The organism is Paraburkholderia kirstenboschensis (assembly GCF_032806925.1).
Classification (GTDB): domain Bacteria; phylum Pseudomonadota; class Gammaproteobacteria; order Burkholderiales; family Burkholderiaceae; genus Paraburkholderia; species Paraburkholderia kirstenboschensis.
Genome location: NZ_CP136512.1, coordinates 2,498,039 through 2,512,157, shown reverse-complemented (window position 1 = coordinate 2,512,157; position 14,119 = coordinate 2,498,039). Strand labels below are relative to the sequence as shown.

Annotated in this window: 12 protein-coding genes and 4 pseudogenes; 11 read left to right on the top strand and 5 right to left on the bottom strand. The window is 61.3% G+C overall.

Translation table 11 applies throughout. The annotated features are described in order from the left end of the window. Positions 1 to 119: 119 nt before the first annotated feature. Complete coding sequence (locus RW095_RS20210; protein ID WP_317019933.1) at positions 120 to 368, bottom strand: hypothetical protein; 249 nt, start codon at positions 366 to 368, stop codon at positions 120 to 122. Between RW095_RS20210 and RW095_RS20205 the strand changes: the two are divergent. Continuing rightward, positions 339 to 614, top strand: a pseudogene (locus RW095_RS20205) (LysR substrate-binding domain-containing protein); the annotation flags it as partial. The gene RW095_RS20210 and the pseudogene RW095_RS20205 sit on opposite strands and share 30 nt — an antisense overlap. 136 nt (positions 615 to 750) lie before the next feature. Here RW095_RS20205 and RW095_RS20200 read toward each other — a convergent pair. Further along, positions 751 to 1,188, bottom strand: a pseudogene (locus tag RW095_RS20200) (FUSC family protein); the annotation flags it as partial. Between the two features lie 153 nt (positions 1,189 to 1,341). Between RW095_RS20200 and RW095_RS20195 the strand changes: the two are divergent. Beyond that, positions 1,342 to 2,301, top strand: a complete 960-nt coding sequence (locus RW095_RS20195) for a LysR family transcriptional regulator (RefSeq protein WP_317017917.1) — start codon at positions 1,342 to 1,344, stop codon at positions 2,299 to 2,301. Positions 2,302 to 2,477: 176 nt separating this feature from the next. Continuing rightward, a complete protein-coding gene (locus RW095_RS20190) occupies positions 2,478 to 2,789 on the top strand; it encodes a DUF4148 domain-containing protein (protein ID WP_317017916.1) in 312 nt (103 codons plus the stop codon). Positions 2,790 to 3,011: 222 nt separating this feature from the next. Here RW095_RS20190 and RW095_RS20185 read toward each other — a convergent pair whose 3' ends face one another. Then, on the bottom strand, positions 3,012 to 4,214 hold the full coding sequence (locus RW095_RS20185; protein WP_317017914.1) for an NHL repeat-containing protein: 1,203 nt from the start codon (positions 4,212 to 4,214) through the stop codon (positions 3,012 to 3,014). A gap of 25 nt (positions 4,215 to 4,239) precedes the next feature. Here RW095_RS20185 and RW095_RS20180 point away from each other — a divergent pair, with 25 nt between their 5' ends. After that, on the top strand, positions 4,240 to 4,440 hold the full coding sequence (locus RW095_RS20180) for a hypothetical protein (protein ID WP_317017913.1): 201 nt from the start codon (positions 4,240 to 4,242) through the stop codon (positions 4,438 to 4,440). Between the two features lie 49 nt (positions 4,441 to 4,489). On the opposite strand, the gene RW095_RS20175 is transcribed toward RW095_RS20180, so the two are convergent. Next, positions 4,490 to 5,455, bottom strand: coding sequence for a LysR family transcriptional regulator (locus RW095_RS20175; RefSeq protein WP_317017911.1), 966 nt, complete (start codon positions 5,453 to 5,455; stop codon positions 4,490 to 4,492). 108 nt (positions 5,456 to 5,563) lie between these two features. On the opposite strand from RW095_RS20175, the gene RW095_RS20170 reads away from it, so the two are divergent. The 3 genes from RW095_RS20170 to RW095_RS20160 all read left to right on the top strand — a co-directional run bounded on the left by RW095_RS20170 (position 5,564) and on the right by RW095_RS20160 (position 7,567). Beyond that, entirely contained in the window at positions 5,564 to 6,331 is a 768-nt protein-coding gene (locus RW095_RS20170; protein ID WP_317017910.1) for an SDR family NAD(P)-dependent oxidoreductase, read from the top strand. 29 nt (positions 6,332 to 6,360) lie between these two features. Next, the gene (locus RW095_RS20165; RefSeq protein WP_317017909.1) at positions 6,361 to 6,960 is read left to right on the top strand and encodes an NADPH-dependent F420 reductase; all 600 of its coding nucleotides are present in this window, start codon (positions 6,361 to 6,363) and stop codon (positions 6,958 to 6,960) included. A 190-nt stretch (positions 6,961 to 7,150) separates the two neighbouring features. Further along, positions 7,151 to 7,567 carry a nuclear transport factor 2 family protein gene (locus tag RW095_RS20160; protein WP_317017908.1) on the top strand — a complete coding sequence of 139 codons (417 nt, stop codon included), beginning with the start codon at positions 7,151 to 7,153 and terminating at the stop codon, positions 7,565 to 7,567. Between the two features lie 289 nt (positions 7,568 to 7,856). Here RW095_RS20160 and RW095_RS20155 read toward each other — a convergent pair whose 3' ends face one another. Beyond that, complete coding sequence (locus RW095_RS20155; protein ID WP_317017907.1) at positions 7,857 to 8,693, bottom strand: substrate-binding domain-containing protein; 837 nt, start codon at positions 8,691 to 8,693, stop codon at positions 7,857 to 7,859. 952 nt (positions 8,694 to 9,645) lie between these two features. Here RW095_RS20155 and RW095_RS20150 point away from each other — a divergent pair. The 4 genes and pseudogenes from RW095_RS20150 to RW095_RS20140 all read left to right on the top strand — a co-directional run bounded on the left by RW095_RS20150 (position 9,646) and on the right by RW095_RS20140 (position 14,056). Beyond that, positions 9,646 to 12,153 (top strand): cation-translocating P-type ATPase, encoded by a 2,508-nt coding sequence (locus tag RW095_RS20150; RefSeq protein WP_317017906.1) that lies wholly within the window; start codon positions 9,646 to 9,648, stop codon positions 12,151 to 12,153. Between the two features lie 37 nt (positions 12,154 to 12,190). Then, positions 12,191 to 12,875: pseudogene (locus tag RW095_RS20145) on the top strand (hypothetical protein). Beyond that, positions 12,872 to 12,916, top strand: a pseudogene (locus RW095_RS41535) (hypothetical protein); the annotation flags it as partial. The pseudogenes RW095_RS20145 and RW095_RS41535, both read left to right, overlap by 4 nt. 195 nt (positions 12,917 to 13,111) lie before the next feature. Next, complete coding sequence (locus RW095_RS20140) at positions 13,112 to 14,056, top strand: universal stress protein (protein WP_317017905.1); 945 nt, start codon at positions 13,112 to 13,114, stop codon at positions 14,054 to 14,056. Positions 14,057 to 14,119: the final 63 nt, after the last annotated feature.

Genomic DNA, 14,119 nt, shown 5'->3' with positions numbered 1-14,119 from the left:
CGATGATTGACGCACAGCAGTCGCTCGAATGCCGCTGTCTCGACGATGGTGAACGGCAGCGTCTGACCGACTCCGGTCGAGCGGTCAGTGCCGAAAGCGCCCTTCCGTTATAACTACGGCTACAACAGGTGATTTGCAGCCTTCGGGGATGCGGCCTCGAACACCACTGTCAATATGCCGAGTCGACCTTCGAGGAGATTTCGCCCGAGGTTGGCGGCAAGCTGGGCGAAGTCCAGTCCCATCACCACGTTTAGATTGGGCGAGGGCGGCGGCCCTGAGGCACGCAGCTGGACAAACCATGCCTTTGCGGTCTCGGTGTCGTCTTGCAATGCCAGTGTGTGGAAGCCAGCGGCCCCTTCATCGCCCATGACTTTCCCACCATGCTCGGTGCCGCAGTGGAAGGTTTAGGCCTTGCCCAGCTACCGGAGCCGATGGTCGCCGAAGGACTGCGAACCGGAAAACTCGTAGAAGTGCTGGAGCCGTTCGCGCCGGTGATACCGGGTGTGTTTCTCTACTATCCGAGCCGCCGGCAGATCATGCCGAAGCTGCGCGCGTTCATCGACCATGTGAAGAGCCGCCCTGCAGGTCAGGGCGAAGCCTCGCGTACAAGATAGCGACCGGCATTCCGGGTTGCGAAATAGAGAGTGATGTTTTCCTTTGTCCGAAGGTCATTCGGGCGAAGGCCCCTTCTGGTATGTTGCAAGTTCCGGTGTCCTTGCGTACGTCGTTGTGAGGCGAAAGCACGTCGACAGCGAACGCAGTAAAATCTCCATAACGGACTTGCAGCGCTTGCGGCAGCGCAAGACCGGAGCGCTGAGGCACACTCAACGCGCTTACTGCGCTTTAGCAGATGATCCCGACTCCCGCTTCCGCCGCACGCGTCAGTGCCGCGAGGAAAACACCGTCGGGCGTCGCGACAATCGGAATGCCGATCAGCGCTGCCGTGTAACCCGCGAGAACAAAGCCGTACCACCTCACATGCCGATACCGCACCGCCGCCGCGATGCACGCGCTCATCCAGGCGATCATGCCGAGCATGTGCAGCCCGGTCTGCTGGACGAAAAGCGCGCCGGGCACCACCCCTGCTACTGCCCCCACCGCAGTTCCGAGACTCCGGTAGAAACTCTTGACGAGCACCATCCCACTGAACGGTTGCATGAGCACAAAAACGGTGGTCATGGCGATGCGCTCGCGCAGACACCGGCAGGCAAGGCGCCGCATGTAGGGGCATACCATGCGGGCATTATGTGGACGTCTTGGGAACCTCTCTTTCAGATCGAACAACAATGAGCCGATCAGTCGAGCGGACAATGCGGCCTTTGCCGTGAAATAGAAGGATCGATGGATACCTTACAAAACATGCGCGTATTCGCGCGCGTAGTGGAGGCCGGCAGTTTCACCGCCGCCGCTCAGTCTTTCAATTCGACGACCGGCGCCATGTCACGCGCAGTGTCCGAACTCGAGGCTCATCTACGCACGCGCTTGCTGAATCGCTCCACGCGCCGTCTCGCGCTCACTACCGCAGGCGAGCGTTATCTCAAGCGATGTCAACAAATCCTTGCGGACGTCGACACAGCGGAGGAAGAAGCAAGTCGCGCCCACGAACGCCCGAGCGGTGCGCTCCGCATGCATAGTTTTGCGAGCATTGGCCAGCATTATGTGTTGCCGGCGATCTCACGCTACCGCAAGCTTTATCCGGAAGTGACTGTGGAGCTGACGTTGTCGCAGCGCATGCCCGATCTCTTCGAAGGCAGCGCGGATGTCGCGGTGATTGGAGCGTTGGCGCTACCCAATTCCGACCTCGTGTCGCTTCCGCTTGGGACGACGTTCAGCATACTGTGCGCGTCGCCCGCGTATATAAGAGCGCACGGTGCGCCGCAGCGGCCGGCGGATCTCGCCGACCATGAGTGCCTGATTCTGCAAACGCCCGCGTTCGCGCCGCACGAGTGGGTACTCGACGGGCCCAACGGCAGCGAGGCGATGCAGATCGACGGTCCGGTACAGGTGAATATCGCGGAGTCGCTAGTCGTCGCGATCCGGGAAGGGATGGGCATTGGCATGGTGCCGCTTTACGCGGCAATCGCCGGATTGAGAGACGGTACCTTGGTGCGCGTATTGCCGGACTACACGCTGCAGAAGATGAACGTTTATGCGCTGTATCCGTCGCGGAAGTTTATCGACGCAAAGACGAGGACATGGGTCGAGTTTTTGCGCACGCATTTGCCAAAGGTGATTGCCCGCGATGAGGCGTTGCTGGCAGAGATTGGCCGAACCGATAGCGGCAGCGATGTGCTGCCGTGAGGACAGCGTGCGGCGATATCCGCAGGAAGCCTCAAGGCAAGGGTTTACCCAAATCCAAGAACAATCTTCTGCAGAGAGGCCCCTTAATTTTAAGCGTCTGCTTATCTAGACTGTCATCACTGGTTTACGAACAGGGCTGTTCGTAGCAGGACCAACAAAGTCTGGAGGTAGATCTCATGAAGTCCCTTATTCAAGCCGTTGTCGTTGCCGCTGCCCTTGCAGCTCCGGTCATGTCGTTCGCGCAATCGAGTGGGTCTGTCACGCGTGCACAGGTACGCGCCGAACTGATCCAGTTGGAACAGGCGGGCTATCACGTTGGTGACGGCGACAACGCACACTATCCTGAAGCAATTCAGGCTGCTGAAGCCAAGGTTGCTGCGCAGAACGGCGCGGCAAGCGGTTACGGCGGTGAGGTGAAGGGTTCGTCGGAAGCAGGACGCCCGTCAGTGACGAAGGCGGACTGGGACGCGATGTACAGCCACCCGTAATGCATTGATTTCGGATGTGCGGGGCAAGATGCCAAAAGTATCTGGCCTGAGCATGCAGTTCGGGTGCGCAGTACCCCTGCGCACCCGAACTGCGACAGTCGGAGTTGGTGGCGTGGTCCAAAGTAGCCTGCTCGCCAGCAGGCTATCTTCGTCTTTTCCGCATCCGGCGCAGGCGCGCGCGAGATCATCTGCGCGCGCGATACTGGCCTGGCGCAAGCGGTGTCACCACCACCATCGAAGCAACGCACCGCCATCTTTGCGATCGGTGCGATCACCGGGGCGCCCCGCATCGCGGCCGTCGCGGTCCTCATCGCGTTCTTCGCAGCGGTGCCTGGCTTTCGGCAGGCCGCTTATCTTGCGAATGTACCCGGAGCTCCCCCCGGGTTCGGCAAAGAACAGATCGCCCTGCGGTCCGAACGCGAGCCCCCTGGGACCACCTATGCCAGTTTGAGTGGCAAGGCCGCCATCGCCGCCGTAAGAGTCCTGCCCGTTGCCGGCAATGGTCGTGATGATGCCGGTTTGCCTATTCACCTGGCGTACGCGGAAGTGGAAGGTATCGCTGATCGTCAGGTTACCCGCGCAGTCGAACGTGATATGTGTGGGGAAGTTCAAAAACGCGTCGGTCGCCAGGATGCCATCTCCGTTGTAACACGCCGAGCTGCCAGGCTGCGGCGCACAGCCCCCCGCGCCGGCTACTTTGGTGACAACCCCAGTCCTTGCGTCAAATCGGACGACATCTGGCGGGACGGGATCGGCCACGTACAGGTTGCCGTGCGGGTCGAAGGCCATGGTCACGATGTAGGTGTTGCCCAGGTCGACGACGGTCGAGATAATTCCTGTCCGATGGTCCACGCGCCGGATGCGGCCGACCGCCGAATCGGCAATGTACAGATCGCCTTCCCGGTTCACGGCGACATCGTTTGCATACATCGTTGCTTGCGTGGCCGGGCCACCGTCACCGCGGTTGGGCACGTCGGGAGTACCCGGGCCAGCCACCGTGGTAATGACGCCGGTGTCCCGATCGACCCTTCGCACTACATGGGCGAACGGTTCGGCAATGAATACGTTACCTGCCCGGTCGAGCGCAACCCCTGTCGGATTGTCGAGCATGGCCTGCGTCGCGGGGCCGCCGTCGCCGCTATAGCCTGCTTGCCCGGTGCCGGCAATGATAGTCACCGTTCCGGTTTCGCGATCGATGCGTCGAACAACGCGATATGTCGGTTCGGCGGTATATATGTTTCCCCATCGGTCCGCCGCGATGGCTTCGGCCTGGATTCCGGGCGCGCCTACGCCGCCGAGACCGGGGCCGGCGAAGGTGCTGATGATCTGCGCTGCGGCGGGCTGCACTACCGCGATCAGCACGAGTGCGTAAAGGGCCCGCAACATGACAGCGATGCGCGGACAGACCTGTGTTCCCTGCGACATACATCCTCCTCTTCGGTGTCACCGAATGGTCACGACTATTCAAGGAAAAGTCGTTGTCGCGAAAACCGTCGAGGCGATGCTTGCCACAATCGACGAGGCCGATCCGCCGCAGCGTCTCGTGCTCGGCAAGTCCGCCTACGAGCACATTCGTGACGCATTGACGAGGCGCCTCGCAAGCGTCGAGGCGCAGAAGGCGATCGCATTGTCTGTGATGGAAGACGCGTAACCGAGCAGCCCCGCAATATCCGCTCCTTCGAGATATTGCGGATGCCTGCTCACGCGTGGCGGGCCTTCGGGAATTTTATGCCTTTGCGTGAGACGGAGCGCTGGCCGGCATCCTTCGAGAAGCGATGACGGTCGCCAAGGAGCTCGACCAGCCGTGTCTCGCATTCCGAAATCGAGTATCCGCGCCGCTGCGAAATCATGAAGGTAAGCGGACTCATGTGCCATGCGCGCCGTTGGAGTTCGACAAGTGCTCCATTCGCGATGTCGTCCGCAACCAGATGAAGCGGCATGTGCCCCCAGCACAAGCTTCCCCTCAGCAGATCGTGCTTCGCGCCGAGGTCATTCACCAGCCACTGGCGTTCGCTGGCGACCCCCTGCTGGGTCTTTTCCGCATCGGGCTGATTGTCGGTAACGACGAGCTGGATGTGCCGGCCAAATTCCTCTCGCGGGATGGACCCCGTGATTGCGGCCAGCGGATGCGATGGCGCACAGACGGTCACCATTCGCGCTTCGCACAAATGCTGCCTTTCAATGGTACCGGGGCTCAGCTCCGGCACGTCCGTGATCGTCACCGCCAATGCGCACATACCTTCGAGAACCAGACGCTCGCCGCCCTGCATGGTCGTCATGCGCAGATTGATTGCAACCGTTGGAAAGTCCGCCTGCAAGGTGCGCAGGCATTCGATCAGGTGCGTTCGCGGGAAATACGTATCGACGGCAATCGACACTTGCGGGACCCCGGCTTCAGCAATCGAAACCGCGCGCATCTTCATTTCCTCGGTGCGCGAGATTACCCCGCGAGCGTCCGGCAGGAGGCTGCGGCCCGCGGCCGTCAGTGTCGCTCTGTGAGTGTTGCGCTCGAACAGCACCACATCAAAGGCACTCTCAAGCGCGCTGATCGCGTGACTGATCGCCGACTGTGCACGTCTCAACTCCCGTGCGGCTCCTGAAAAGCTCCCCTGGTCACAGACGGCGACAAAGGCCCGGAGTTGATTGATCGTGACGTTGTCGAGCATGGTTATCTAAAAAGTAGATGGACTGTATAGATATTTAGTCAATTGTCTTCATGAGTCAAGAGCCGGAGAATGGTCTCCTTCATGAACACATCCACGCAAGGAAATCAGATGGGACAATCGCTTAAAGGAAAAACCGCCCTCGTTACGGGGGCATCGCGAGGCATTGGCCGCGCTATCGCCGAACGTCTTGCAAAGGATGGCGCGACGGTCGCGCTGACATACAACGCCAGCAGATCTGGCGCAGACGAGGCGGTCGTGGCCATCGAACAAGCTGGAGGCACTGCGTTCGCGATCCACGCGGACCTCGTCGATGCGGCGGCCGTCCCGGCCCTGTTCGAGAAACTCGACGACGAGTTCACCAAGCGCAACGGAAGCAGAGCCCTCGACATTCTGGTCAACAACGCCGGCAACTCCGGCTGGCTCGGCTTCAACGACGCGACGCCGGACAGTTGGGATACCTTAATGGCGGTGTATGCCCGCGCGCCCTTCTTCATTGTTCAAGCCGCTCTGGACCGTCTCGCCGATGGCGGACGCATCATCAACATATCTTCCGCTGCGGCCACCAAGCCCGTGACAGCTGCGCCCGTCTACTCGATGGCCAAGGCGGCCATCAACAACCTGACGCATGCGCTCGCAGCCGAACTGGGACCGCGCGGAATTACCGCGAACGCCGTAGCGCCGGGCTACACGCGAACGGACGCGAACGCCGCCTTACGGGAGAATCCCGAACTCGTAAAGGCGGCCGAGGCCGCAATCGCGCTGGGACGCTTTGGCGAGCCTTCGGAAATCGCCGCCGTCGTGGCGTTCCTCGCTTCCGATGAAGGCCACTGGGTGACCGGCCAGACAATCGAGGCAAGCGGCGGCTACAAGCTCTGACCGCGCCGGAAACCCAAGGAGGAAGATATATGAGCTACGCAATTATCGGCTTCGGCAAAATCGGTCACGCTCTTGCCCGGGCGTTTGCCCGAAGTGGCATCGATGTATCCGTTGCAACCACGCGCGACCCGGAGAGCTTTGCCTCCGATGCGGCGTCGATCGGACCCACGATCATCCCCCGGACACTGGCGGACGCCGTCATGGCAGACACGATATTTCTGGCGATCCGTTTTGAGTCGCACCCGGAGGTCGCCAAGGCGCTTCCCTCCTGGAAGGGAAAGACCATCGTCGATGTGACCAATGCCTACGGCGTGCCCCCTGAGGCCCTGGGAGATCTGCCTTCTTCCAAGGCCGTCGCGCGAGCCTTCCCGGGCAGTCGACTGGTTAAGGGCTTTAATCACTTGCCTGCAGCCGTCCTTGACCAGGACCCGGCCGTAAATGGTGGAAGGAGAGTCGTGTTCCTCGCGAGCGACGATGACGGCGCCGCAGCGGAGGTCGGCGCGCTTGCGGGAAAGCTCGGTTTCTCGCCGATCACCCTCGGCGGGCTTTCGGACGGAGGGCTGCTAGTCCAGGCGCGCGGAAATAGTTGGGGTCAACTGATCTTTAAAAACCTCGTCACGTTCGACTGATGAATCGTGACGCAAACTTGATGCAATCCTGCCTCGTGGGCAAAGGGCTGACACAGTTCGACTGAAACGGCGGCGACGCCGGCAGTCGGCCGGTCGGCCGCGCCCCCCGGCAGGTCCGGATGCGCAGCGGACCGCCACCGAACTCCCCGCCCGCGTGCATGTGTGATGTATTGGAACCGGAGAAATTTCGATGAGCATTGAAGAGAATGTCCAGATCGTGAAAGCCTTCTTTGCAGCAATCGGCCGCGGCGATGAGCAACGTCTGCTGGAGTTGTCTGCCGAAGATATCGAGTGGATCATTCCGGGCGACAACTGGCCGCTGGCCGGTACGCGCCGCGGGCACGCAGGACTGGCGGATCTGCTTCAGACGCAATCCGAAACGGTGGAAACTTCGTTGACGCAGCCCAATGAATTCGTCGCGCAGGGAGACCGGGTTATGGTCATCGGGTTCGCCAAGGGAAGAATCATAGCCACGGGCCGAACGTTCGAGGACGATTGGGTCTTCGCCATTACCGTTCAAAACGGCAAAGTGTCGAAGATCCGGGAATATATCGACACACAAGCATTGGCGCGGGCCTCCGGGACTGAGAAGAGCGCCAAGCGCTGACCAACCGGGACCACCAAAACGTTTCGCAATGTTGATTGAAGACATTGGGCAGCGGTGACAACTTTGCCGAAGCGCGAGCTCGTTCCAACGATCTCCAGTGCTAACGGTCGGCCGTTGTCCCCGCGCAGCTTCAAGTCGCGATCACTGCCCTGAGCGGAGCGGCGTTTTAGCGACGCGACCGTGAAGCGGCGTCGTCTGAATGACTGAGTGGCGGACGATATGAATATTGGCCGTTCCCGGAAGATCCCGCCGTCACCTGGCTCGACGGCGCGGGGGCCCACAGCCACACTCAGTTCGACGTCTTCGGCGTTAGTGGTTCGAGCCCGGTCCCCTCAATCGCGGGAGCCGCGTCCGGCGATGACAGAAAACGGATCAGGGCCGCTGCGCCCGCTGGATTTTTGGCATTGGCGGAGATGCCCCCGGAAAACACCGTGTACCTTTGGACCTCCGCGGGCAAATTGCCGACCACCGTCACCCCGTCCACCGGCAACAGTTCGACGATCTGCTGAAATCCGATCTCCGCCTCGCCGTTCGCGACGACATTGGCGACCCGCTCGGATGGGATCATGCGGCTCCTGTTCGCCATCTGTTCCTGAATACCGAGACGCCGGAATAGTTCGCTGCCGATATAGACTCCGTTGGCGTCGTCCGGATAGACGATCGACTTCGCGCCGAGCAGCGTGCGCCGCAGTGCGTCAACCGAGCTGATATCCGGCTTCGGCGCCCCCTCGCGAGCCGCGATGCCAATTGCCGAGCGTGCGAAGTCCACCTTGCTGCCAGACACGACCTTGCCAGCGTTGACCTGATCGTCGAGTGCATAGCCGATCACGATCAGCACGTCTGCCCATTCGCCGCGCGCGAGTCGCACAGGGATGGCATTCGCGGCCGTGCCCACCGCAGGCCCCCAGACAGTGACCAGCGTCTCGCCGGCCGCCTGCTCGAATTGTGGACCCAGTGCGCGATAGGCTGACGCAAACGCGCCCGAAATCATCACCTTGACTTCATCTGCCGAGGCCGCGACGCTGCCCAACAATGCGCCCGTGACGCAGAATACGAGTACGTGAACCCTCAGCTTGCGGCAAATCACGGCCCGCTCCATGTCGATCGGATGACCAAGCCCAGACATGCATCAAGTCTGGACGCCACTGAAGATGTCCGCCGGCAGCGCGGCATCGCGCGCAGCACCGATGCCCCGTCAATCGGAAGTCCCTCGAGGCCGCCGTTTGCGCAATGGCCGCCGCGCACAACCATCCCTATGTGCGACGGGCTTCGTCGACGTCGCCTTCAGCGCTTTCAAGCGGGTACGAGGATTACTTCGAATAGACAGCGTCAAGCATGGCGCACGGGCGGAATTCATAGTTGACGTTATCCGCTACATATTAGCCCGTTAGCGCTATGAGCAACTTTGATTCGGCCGAGTGACAGCGCTCAGATATTGCTTGGCACGACGGTCGGCACGCGGCCCACAGCCGCCCTTCAATCCTCCGCAGTCTGATCGGCTGCTCACAGCGTGTATCTGCGCGATGACCGTCTCGTCGCTCGACCTGAGTTGCACTTGACGTTTAGATCTGAGTGAGGAGTCAGCGCAAGAGGTGTCGTCAATCGGCCCGGCTACCTCACGACTCGACAGTTGCATCTTGCTAGCGCCGCGCCGCGATCGCCAAGCTGACTTCAGGTTGTGCCGCCGGAAGGTGTGCTGCTTGACACAGGTCAACGCCACCCCGTCGGCCTCGGGTCATTCTGGAACTGGCGGCGTCGTCCCGGCAACGCAACTGGCGGTGGCTATGCCGTGCAGAAGCGCACTCGCGCGATCCATTCCGCAGACGACCGGTACTGACCGTGCGGACACGAGGCTCGTTTCTCTTTGTGCAACACCCCGCCGGTTACTATGGGATCTCGGCAAAAGCGAATCAGGCCTTGCTAACCAGAAAAATCATGGCGCCTTCCCGCGGCGAAATTGAATCGCGCCTTTACTGGGACGAGGCGGATGGTTCTGGAGCCGCGCGGCTCTGTAGAGGCTGTCCGGGTATGGGCCGCCCCTGAGCGGCACACGGCGCGCATGAGCAGGCGACAACAGAATGGAAACTGATCACGTCAATCGCAATGCGGATCTTGCGCGCGGCACGGAGCCGACATGGTCGCGGCCGCAGTCCCGTAGCGGGCTGGGGCTCTCGAGCGCCGAAGTGCAAACGCAGCGCGCCCGCTTCGGCCGTAACATTGTTGACTCGACGCAACGGCGCACCTGGCTGCAGACGCTTTGGGAGGTGCTTCGTGAACCCATGTTCATCCTGCTGCTCGCAGCAAGCTGTATCTACTTTCTGGTCGGCGACGTTTCGGAAGCGCTAACGCTGCTCGCGTTCGTGACGGCAATTGTTCTCCTCACGGTTTTCCAGAGTCATCGCACCGCACGGGTTCTCGACTCTCTTCGTGAACTGTCCGCCCCCAGAGCGCAGGTGCTTCGGGACGGGCAACGGCAACTCGTCTCGGCAGCGGAACTGGTCCCCGGCGACGTGGTTTTCGTCGATGAAGGCGCCCGCGTCCCTGCTGACGGCACGGTGACGGAAGCACATGAACTCAGCGTCGACGAGTCTCTGTTAACCGGCGAGTCGGTCCCGGTGAGTAAGGCCGCTGCACCACCCGGTCGTCCCGACACGGGCGACTCCAGCGCAATGCTTTTCTTTGGATCGATGGTAGTCCAGGGTCAAGGACGGATGGTGGTGACCGCCACGGCGCTCAACACTACGCTCGGGCGCATTGGCAGGTCGCTCACCGGGATCGCCGAAGCGCGGTCGCCGTTGCAACTGGAAACGAGAGCATTCGTCAATCGTTTCGCGTTGGCTGCAGTCGCGCTATGTCTGCTGCTGATCATGGCCTATCGTTGGCGCTACGGAGAATGGATCCCGGGTGTGCTAGCGGCGATCACGCTGGCAATGGGCATCCTTCCCGAAGAGGTCCCGGTGATACTCACCGTGTTCATGGCACTGGGCGCGCGCCGTATCGCCAACGAAGGCGTACTGACCCGGCGTATGAGCGCCATCGAGACCCTTGGCCAGACATCGGTGCTCTGTGTCGACAAGACCGGCACGCTGACGCAGAACCGGATGTCGGTTCGGGTCCTCTTCGCGCGCGGAAAACGGCAGACTGTGGATCAGGCGACGCAGCGGATCGACGAGGCGTATCACGAACTCATCGAGTATCTCGTGCTCGCGAGCGAGATCGAACCGGTCGATCCAATGGAGCTCGCGTTTCACGAGGCGGCTCGCGCCGGACTCGCCGGCACAGGACGGATTCACAACGACTGGTCGCTGGTCCATGAGTATGCCCTGACGCCCGGACTGCCGGCCATGTCCCACGCGTGGCGTACACCCGGACTCGACCATCACCCAGTCGCTTGCAAAGGCGCGCCAGAGGCGGTCTGCACCTTATGTCGCCTCAGCGATCAGGATAGACAGATGATCCTCGATCAGGCCGGGGAAATGGCGTCGGGTGGCCTGAGGGTGCTTGGCGTCGCGAAGGCGCGCCACTCACACACTGTCTGGCCGGACAAGCAGCACGACTTCGAGTTCACCTTTGTGGGATTGGTCGGTCTGCTGGATCCGGTCCGGCCGGAAATCGCAAGCGCTATCGCCCAGTGTCAGGCAGCGGGCATCCGGGTTGTGATGATCACAGGGGACTACCCGTCCACGGCACGGGCCATCGCGTCCGAGGTCGGGATCGGCACCGGGCGTATGGTGACCGGCGACGAGATCGCTGCTCTCGACGACATTCAACTTCGCGATGTCACGAAGGCGGCCGACACGTTCGCACGCGTGAAACCGGAGCAGAAGTTACGGCTCGTCAACGCCTTCCTCGAAAACGGCCACGTCGTCGCGATGACGGGCGATGGCGTGAACGACGCGCCGGCACTCAAGGCCGCGCACATCGGCATTGCGATGGGGCTGCGCGGCGCGGAAGTGGCGCGTGAAGTGGCGTCTCTCGTACTCCTTCGCGACGACTTTGCGCCAATCGTGTCCGCGATCCGCCTGGGAAGGCGCATTTACGCCAATCTGGTACAGGCACTCAGCTATACCGTTGCGGTACACATTCCAATGATCGCCGCAACGCTGATTCCGGTCCTGGCAGGCTGGCCGCCGATGCTCGCACCGGTCCATATCGTCTTTTTGCAACTTATCATCGATCCGGTTTGCTCAGTGGTGTTCGAGAACGAACCGGAGAGCGAGAATTTAATGCACTTGCCGCCGCGCCCCACCGGCACGCGGCTTCTGTCGAATCGGGCTCTCGCTCGGGCAGCCGCGGCAGGCACCATCGTTGCCGCGCTCGTCATCGGGCTTTATATGATCCTGCTGGGGCATGGTTACCAATATGTCATAGCTCGCACAATCTCTTTTGTGTCACTGGTAGCAGGCAATGTTGCATTGATCTTTGTAGTCCGCGTCTTGCCGCTGTCCAAAAGCCGTGATCGCATGCGTGTGCGCAACCGCTATCTCTGGATTGTCCTGAGTGCGTCGGCAATAGCGTTGCTGCTTCTGTTGACGATCCCCACACTGTCCCAACTTTTCGGACTGGTTGCGTTGCTCAGTCCCTGAGCGCGTAGCGTCAAAACTGACCGTCGGGAGTTCTCCTGTGACCACAATGACAGTGCTCGCCCTGGCTGTTTTCTTGCTGAACCTTATTCCGGCCTTTGCGCCTCCAACGTGGATGGCGATGTCGTGGATCGGTTTCAATCACCCCGAGCAGAATCCACTCGTGCTCGCCATTTGCGGCAAGTGCCGCCACTGCCGGACGCCTGGTTCTTGCGCAATGCTCGGGGTGGTTGGTACGCGGGCATCTGATGCGCGAGTCGGACCGGCTGAACGTCGATGTGGTCAAGGCGTGGCTCGAAAGAAGGAAAGCCGTCACGGCAGGGATATTGCTGCTCTATGCATTCAGTCCCTTTCCGTCGAACTATCTTTTCATTGCATATGGGCTGACCAGGCTACGCCTATGGCTGATCGGCGTACCCTTTTTCTCCGGTCGTCTTGCAAGCTATGCTGTCTGGACGCGGCTCGCTCAGTTAACGCACGCCTATGTAGATCCGGAGACTGACCTCGAAGGCGGCTATCTCGGCGCCTATTTCGTCGCATCACAACTGGCACTGTTGGGCATGGTTTGGGTCTTTACGAAGCTCGACTGGGCGCTCCTCCTGAACGAGCATAAGCTCCGCTTCGGCCGCGGGCATCAAGAAACCGGTGGTATGAATCTGAGCGTTGAACGTGCGCGCCGCTTGATCGCGAGCGGGCCTTTACCGCCGATGCCGCGCATGAACTGAAGTCACCTCTTGCGGCGATCAAGGCTCAGGCTCAGGTGGCACTTAACACGCAGGACCCTGAGAAGAAACGCCTCGCGATGCAGCGGGTAGTCGAGGCGGTGGGTCGGCCGCCCGCTTTGCTTCGATGCGCGACCTGCACTGCGCCGGTTGACGTACATCAACCGGCGTCGGCGCGGCGCGCTCAAAATAAGTCCTTCACCGACGGGCGGACGTCACGCTCAAATGGAGGCTGGATCATGAGCCCGACTCAGATGCAAAGCAACGCAACATCCAAAGTCAAACGGATACTTGTCGCCGTGGACGCTTCGCCGCAGTCGGCGCGCGCGGCCGAATACGTGCGCCGCATGACGCTGCCCGGCGCACAGATTCGCATAGTCAGCGTCGCTGAAAACCCCCGCACCCTCTTGCCGGTCGGCCCCATGGCGGATGCGGAGCTCCAGCTGGCGCGTGCGGAGCTGGCCCGCGATGCGGGAAATGCCGTGGCGCGGGCAAGAAGCGTATTTGCGGACGCCGGCATTAACGTCGAGTCGGACGTCATCGAAATTTCGAGGCAAGGCGGTTATACGGCCAACGCGCTGATCGATGCCGCTACCCAGTGGAACGCGGATCTGCTCGTCGTCGGTGCGCGTCAGCATCACGGCATGCTGCGCTGGATCGAAGGAACGGTATCGGAATTCATCACTGCCGAGGCGCCTTGTTCGATCCTCATCGTGCCCGCCGGCTACGAAGCGGATATCGGGCCGTCTCCACAACGGATTCTGTTCGCGCTCGACGGCAGCGCTGCATCGCTGGACGCATTGCACTTCGGGCTGCGGCTCGCCAGACCTGAATCCCGCCTTCGCGCAATTTACGTCGTCGACCGCGCAGTACGGCTGACCGACTTCGTGCCAATCCACGTTCTGCAGCAGGCGTTTATCGAAGAGGGGCATGCGGCGCTCGTGTCAGCCGCGAGCGCCTTTGCGGAACTGTCCAACCACGTCGAGACTGCGCTCGTCAAAACGGAACCGGTCAGTGATGACGTGCCGCATACCATCGTACGTGAGGCCGAACGCTGGCATGCGGACCTGCTTGTCGTCGGTACGCACGGACGGCGGGGCGTCGCGCGCTGGTTCCTCGGCAGTGTCGCCGCTCGCACCGCACGCCTCGCTCGGACGCCGTTGCTGCTCGCGCGACCAAAGTAGCGCAAACGAGCAAGGCGGTGACAATATGACCGCGCAGGAGAATGCATCACGACAGAGGCGGCC

Bases quoted from the DNA above. Each gene is read 5' to 3' on its own strand.
- RW095_RS20210 (WP_317019933.1), bottom strand. From the start codon at position 368: ATGGGCGATGAAGGGGCCGCTGGCTTCCACACACTGGCATTGCAAGAC.
- RW095_RS20195 (WP_317017917.1), top strand. From the start codon at position 1,342: ATGGATACCTTACAAAACATGCGCGTATTCGCGCGCGTAGTGGAGGCC.
- RW095_RS20190 (WP_317017916.1), top strand. From the start codon at position 2,478: ATGAAGTCCCTTATTCAAGCCGTTGTCGTTGCCGCTGCCCTTGCAGCT.
- RW095_RS20185 (WP_317017914.1), bottom strand. From the start codon at position 4,214: ATGTCGCAGGGAACACAGGTCTGTCCGCGCATCGCTGTCATGTTGCGG.
- RW095_RS20180 (WP_317017913.1), top strand. From the start codon at position 4,240: ATGGTCACGACTATTCAAGGAAAAGTCGTTGTCGCGAAAACCGTCGAG.
- RW095_RS20175 (WP_317017911.1), bottom strand. From the start codon at position 5,455: ATGCTCGACAACGTCACGATCAATCAACTCCGGGCCTTTGTCGCCGTC.
- RW095_RS20170 (WP_317017910.1), top strand. From the start codon at position 5,564: ATGGGACAATCGCTTAAAGGAAAAACCGCCCTCGTTACGGGGGCATCG.
- RW095_RS20165 (WP_317017909.1), top strand. From the start codon at position 6,361: ATGAGCTACGCAATTATCGGCTTCGGCAAAATCGGTCACGCTCTTGCC.
- RW095_RS20160 (WP_317017908.1), top strand. From the start codon at position 7,151: ATGAGCATTGAAGAGAATGTCCAGATCGTGAAAGCCTTCTTTGCAGCA.
- RW095_RS20155 (WP_317017907.1), bottom strand. From the start codon at position 8,693: ATGTCTGGGCTTGGTCATCCGATCGACATGGAGCGGGCCGTGATTTGC.
- RW095_RS20150 (WP_317017906.1), top strand. From the start codon at position 9,646: ATGGAAACTGATCACGTCAATCGCAATGCGGATCTTGCGCGCGGCACG.
- RW095_RS20140 (WP_317017905.1), top strand. From the start codon at position 13,112: ATGAGCCCGACTCAGATGCAAAGCAACGCAACATCCAAAGTCAAACGG.